6 protein-coding genes are annotated in these 5,167 nt (G+C 39.5%); 3 read left to right on the forward strand and 3 right to left on the reverse strand.

Going from position 1 to position 5,167, the window contains the following annotated elements:
- Positions 1 to 90: 90 nt before the first annotated feature.
- Genes NL42_RS16760 through NL42_RS16770 form a run of 3 tightly spaced genes read right to left on the reverse strand, consistent with a single transcriptional unit; the run spans position 91 to position 2,262 of the window.
- Positions 91 to 1,254, reverse strand: a complete 1,164-nt coding sequence (locus tag NL42_RS16760; protein WP_461313607.1) for a ribosomal protein uL16 3-hydroxylase — start codon at positions 1,252 to 1,254, stop codon at positions 91 to 93.
- A gap of 31 nt (positions 1,255 to 1,285) precedes the next feature.
- Entirely contained in the window at positions 1,286 to 1,879 is a 594-nt protein-coding gene (locus tag NL42_RS16765; protein ID WP_461313608.1) for a Maf family protein, read from the reverse strand.
- Entirely contained in the window at positions 1,879 to 2,262 is a 384-nt protein-coding gene (locus NL42_RS16770; protein WP_003651438.1) for a DUF2237 family protein, read from the reverse strand. The genes NL42_RS16765 and NL42_RS16770 overlap by 1 nt, the downstream gene beginning before the upstream one ends.
- A gap of 138 nt (positions 2,263 to 2,400) precedes the next feature.
- Here NL42_RS16770 and NL42_RS16775 point away from each other — a divergent pair, with 138 nt between their 5' ends.
- The 3 genes from NL42_RS16775 (at position 2,401) to fba (ending at position 5,116) form a co-directional block, all read left to right on the forward strand.
- Positions 2,401 to 3,588 (forward strand): phosphoglycerate kinase, encoded by a 1,188-nt coding sequence (locus NL42_RS16775; RefSeq protein WP_461313609.1) that lies wholly within the window; start codon positions 2,401 to 2,403, stop codon positions 3,586 to 3,588.
- Between the two features lie 123 nt (positions 3,589 to 3,711).
- Complete coding sequence (locus NL42_RS16780; protein WP_005041128.1) at positions 3,712 to 3,957, forward strand: hypothetical protein; 246 nt, start codon at positions 3,712 to 3,714, stop codon at positions 3,955 to 3,957.
- 121 nt (positions 3,958 to 4,078) lie between these two features.
- Entirely contained in the window at positions 4,079 to 5,116 is a 1,038-nt protein-coding gene (gene fba / locus NL42_RS16785; protein ID WP_016138320.1) for a class II fructose-bisphosphate aldolase, read from the forward strand.
- Positions 5,117 to 5,167: the final 51 nt, after the last annotated feature.

The following is a 5,167-nucleotide window of genomic DNA, read 5'->3' on the forward strand; positions in this document are numbered from 1 at the left end:
AATAGTAGTCGTATATATTTTGAGTTCGGTTGTTAATTTAAAAAGTAGATTTTTCCACTTTCATGAAAAAATCTACTTTTATTAAGACATTTACTCTGCAGGAGGCAAAAGCATAAGAATAGATTCATTTAATAAGTGAGCAACGTTCTCTAGTATTTCATTATCATTAAATTGGCTATCGAATGGCAGGCTCTCTCCATTAGCAATCGATTTTAATTTTTGCCCAAAAGACTCAGCTATAAATAGAGCTTCACCATTTCCCCAAAAGTTTAGGGTTTCGTCTTGCTCTGTATAAAGTAGTCGAGAGGCTGGTTCTAAAAGAACCTCGTATCCTTCTTGTAAGATTTCTTTCAAGTCATCGGCTTCGATTTCATCAGCTTCTGGAATATTATCCGGATATTTGGGTTCACTCATATAAGACATGATAGCGGCATCAAGTGCTGCTGAATCTTGTAATTGAGCCAATACTAAGTCTTTTAGGTGACCTAGTTCGGTTGCGTTAATTTCACCAATTTGGCTCATTTGTTTACGCGCGATGTCTAAAACAGGGTTTTGCAATAAAGTATTAGCTGAAAATTGATCGCTAATACGTTCCATCATTCCTGCAACGTTTGGCATGCGAAAGCCAAATGAGAACGTGAGGCAATCGTCTTCGGCAACGCCATAATGTGCCATTCCGGGTGGAACATATAGTAAATCACCAGGTGCTAAAACTTCATCAAATTGCACATCTATTTCTGGCAGAAGTTTTAATGGTTGATTTGCTACAAATGCCGTATTTGCATCGCACATTTGTCCTAACTGCCAGCGACGGTGTCCGTGACCCTGAACTAGAAATACATCATAAAAATCAAAATGTTTTCCTACTGAACCACCTTTAGGAGCGTAAGAGACCATAATGTCATCGCGGCGCCATTGAGGAATAAATGGAAATTTTTTCCAAAGCTCAGAAAGATCAAAAGAGTAGTGGTCTACAGCTTGTACTAAAAGCGTCCATAGTTTTGGTAACTTTTGAAAGTCACCCTTAGTTAAAGGTGAAGACTTAACATGCCATTCATTTGGATTTTTATCTTTTTGGCGAATGAGTCGAGCACTTGCATGTTCCTCTAAAGCAAGTTCTTGCACATCTTGGGGTTCTAAAAGACCGACAATTTCTGGCAACCCGTTACGTACCAGTAAAGGTTTTTTCTGCCAATATTCTGCTAAAAATTGTTCAGCAGTAATACCACCTAAAACTGTTAAGGGTTCTGTCATGGAAATAACCTATTTATAAAAATATCTAAAATTAAGGGATCTGGAGGCTAAGCTGCCTTAAAATATGGCAAAGTTGAATCATTGGTAAGCCCATAAGAGTCGTTTGATCTTGGCCTGTCATTTTTTCGAACAAACTAATTCCTAAACTTTCACACTTAAAGCTACCCGCACAATGGAGTGGTTGATCTAATGTAATATATCGTTCAATTTCAGCTTGAGTTAGGGTTCGGAATTTAACTTGGTAATGTTCAACAAGTGTTTGCTCAAAATTTCTCTCAAGCCATTGCACACTGAGTGCAGTACTAAAAAAAACAGTTCGACCTGAGTTTTCTGCTAACTGTATTTTGGCATTTTCAATGCTCATCGGTTTACCAATAAAGTCATTAGGGGCGTGTTCTCGCCATGCGACTTGATCGGAACCAATAATAATTGCATGTGGGTTTTGTACAGCAATTACTTGAGCTTTGGTGAAAGCTAATCTTTGCGCAAGTTCATCTGCATGGGTTTCATTGCGAGGGCTCTCATCAATATCTGGACTCACACAGATATAGTTAATCCCTAGGCGATCCATTAAGGCTTTGCGTGTTTGACTGCTTGATGCCAAAATAATTTGTGGCTGTACCATTACACTGCAAATTCCATTAAAACATCTAAAGGCACATAGCTTAATACAGCTTGATGACATGCATGTATTTTGATGGGAGGGGCTTGACCAGCTTGATAAGCTTCTACCCAACGAGTTACACAGATACACCAGAAATCACCGGGCTTTAGGCCTGGGAAATCTACTTCTGGTAAAGGGGTAATAAGATCATTCCCAATTTTTTGTGAAAAATTTAAGAAATCAGAGGTCATTTGCGCACATACAGTATGCTGACCAAGGTCTGTGACTGCTGTGTGGCAAAAGCCATTTCTAAAATAGCCAGTAATAGGGTCGAAACAACAGCTTGCTAAAGGTTCCCCTAAAACATTTAAACGATTGATTTGTGGATCTGGATGAATAGACATAATGGATGAAATATCAAATGACTATCTCTATCATAATCAAAACTCAGGCTTTCTACAGCTTTTATGCAAAAAAACTAACCTTTTTTGATGTAATCATTTAAAATTGGCGCGTTTTTAAAATCATAAAGAGAGCTTTACATGAATTTTCAGCGTATGACTGACCTTAACTTAACAGGTAAACGCGTCCTTATTCGTGAAGATTTAAACGTTCCTGTCAAAAATGGTGTGATTACTAGCGATGCTCGCTTACGTGCAGCGTTACCGACTATCAAAGCTGCTTTAGAAAAAGGCGCAGCTGTGATGGTGTTTTCACATCTAGGTCGTCCTGTTGAAGGTGAACCAAAGCCGGAACAATCACTTGCACCAGTCGCTGCTTATTTAACAGAAGTATTGGGTCAAGAAGTTAAATTGTTAACTGATTACCTAGATGGCGTAGAAGTTGAAGCTGGTCAAGTTGTATTGCTTGAGAATGTACGCTTTAACCATGGCGAAAAGAAAAATAATCCAGAGCTTGCACAAAAGTATGCTGCATTATGCGATGTATTTGTAATGGATGCATTTGGTACTGCTCACCGTGCAGAAGCGTCTACTGAAGGTGTAGCTCGTTTTGCTCCTGTAGCAGCAGCTGGCCCTTTATTGGCAGCTGAGTTAGATGCACTAGGCCGTGCAATGCAAACTCCTGAAAAACCAATGGTTGCAATTGTTGCAGGTTCTAAAGTTTCAACTAAACTTGATGTTCTAAACTCACTTTCTAGTATTTGTGATCAACTTATCGTTGGCGGTGGTATTGCAAATACATTCTTGGCAGCTGCTGGGTTTAATGTTGGTAAATCATTATACGAAGCTGACTTGATTGAAACTGCAAAACAAATTGCAGCTAAAGTAAGTGTTCCACTTCCTACAGATGTGGTAGTTGCGGATGCTTCGCAAATTAATTTTGAAGATTTCTTGGGTTCTTTAGCAGCAGCGCAAGCAGTTGTGAAGAAAGTAGAAGATGTAACATCAAACGACATGATTTTAGATGTTGGTCCTGAAACAGCTAAAGCATTTGCAAATATTTTAACTACCTCAAAAACGATTCTTTGGAATGGTCCTGTAGGCGTATTTGAAGTTGATCAGTTTGGTGAAGGTACTAAAGCACTTTCTTTAGCTGTTGCACAATCTGCTGGTTTCTCGATTGCTGGTGGCGGAGATACTTTAGCTGCGATTGATAAATATAACGTTGCTGATCAAATTGGTTATATTTCTACAGGTGGTGGTGCATTCCTTGAATTTGTTGAAGGAAAGACTTTGCCAGCAGTCGCTGTTTTACTTGAGCGTGCTTAATACCGTTATCTAAAAATAAGAAGGGATTGGGTAACCAGTCCCTTTTTCATGCATAGGTCATAAAACTGTCATATATCTGCAATAAAATAGCGAGCATTAAATCACCAACTGTGGACAATAGTGATGAATTTAAAGCTTACATTTGCTGCTCTGTTAATTGTACCGATGATGTTGACTGCTTGTGCTAAGAAAGATGAAGCATCTCAGGCTGGACAAGAATCAGCAGCTTCTACGGCTGTTTCTGAAAAAGTAACACCTGAGCAACAAGCAGCAATTGATGCGATTGATAAGCCAGTTTTAGATGAAAAGAATACCGATGTGGTTGAAGGTAGTGCACCAAGTGAGGCTGCTGCTTCAGAAACACATTAATTTGTTGTTTTTTGTTAAAAAATCCCTGCATATGCGGGGATTTTTTTTGAAATACTGTGATTTGTTGCTGAATTGAAATAAATGAAAGGGTAGAATAACCCGCACTACCTGGGAGGATATTATGGCACTCATTTCAATGCGCCAGCTCTTGGATCACGCTGCTGAACATAACTACGGCGTACCAGCATTTAACGTAAATAACTTAGAACAAATGCGCGCAATCATGCTTGCCGCGGATGCAACCAATTCACCTGTAATTGTTCAAGCATCAGCTGGAGCTCGCAAATATGCAGGCGCTCCATTCTTACGCCATCTTATTTTGGCTGCAATTGAAGAATGGCCACATATTCCAGTGGTAATGCACCAAGATCATGGTACAAGCCCTGATATCTGTCAGCGTTCAATTCAGCTTGGCTTTAGCTCGGTGATGATGGACGGTTCATTAGGTGTAGACGGTAAAACACCTACATCTTACGAATACAATGTTGATGTAACTCGTAATGTTGTTGCTTTAGCACATGCATGTGGTGTTTCTGTCGAAGGTGAGATTGGCTGTTTAGGTAGCCTTGAAACTGGTATGGCTGGTGAAGAAGATGGTGTGGGTGCAGAAGGTGTACTTGACCATTCACAACTTTTAACTTCTGTTGAAGAAGCGACTCAGTTCGTTGCTGATACAAATGTTGATGCACTAGCAATTGCAGTTGGTACTTCACACGGTGCGTATAAATTTACGCGTCCACCTACAGGCGATATCTTGGCAATTGACCGCATTAAAGAAATTCATGCGGCATTACCAAATACTCACCTTGTAATGCATGGTTCGAGTTCTGTTCCACAAGAATGGTTAAAGGTAATCAATGAGTTCGGCGGTAATATCGGCGAAACTTATGGTGTACCTGTTGAGCAGCTTGTAGAAGCAATCAAACATGGCGTACGTAAAATCAACATTGATACTGACTTACGTTTAGCTTCAACTGGTGCGATTCGTCAGTTTTTGGCTGAGAATCCATCTGAGTTTGATCCACGCAAATACTTTGCTAAAACAGTTGATACAATGAAGCAAATTTGTGTTGATCGTTATGAAGCATTTGGTACAGCTGGAAATGCTGACAAGATCCGTCCAATTTCTTTAGAGAAAATGGTTGATCGTTATAAATAATTCCCGTTAGGGTTTAATTTAAAAAAACCGGTTATTTTATATAGCCGGTTT

This window comes from Acinetobacter sp. GN11 (assembly GCF_054823985.1).

Coding starts and splice junctions, on each gene's coding strand:
- NL42_RS16770 (WP_003651438.1), bottom strand. CDS start 2,262: ATGTCTATTCATCCAGATCCACAAATCAATCGTTTAAATGTTTTAGGG.
- NL42_RS16760 (WP_461313607.1), bottom strand. CDS start 1,254: ATGACAGAACCCTTAACAGTTTTAGGTGGTATTACTGCTGAACAATTT.
- fba (WP_016138320.1), top strand. CDS start 4,079: ATGGCACTCATTTCAATGCGCCAGCTCTTGGATCACGCTGCTGAACAT.
- NL42_RS16780 (WP_005041128.1), top strand. CDS start 3,712: ATGAATTTAAAGCTTACATTTGCTGCTCTGTTAATTGTACCGATGATG.
- NL42_RS16765 (WP_461313608.1), bottom strand. CDS start 1,879: ATGGTACAGCCACAAATTATTTTGGCATCAAGCAGTCAAACACGCAAA.
- NL42_RS16775 (WP_461313609.1), top strand. CDS start 2,401: ATGAATTTTCAGCGTATGACTGACCTTAACTTAACAGGTAAACGCGTC.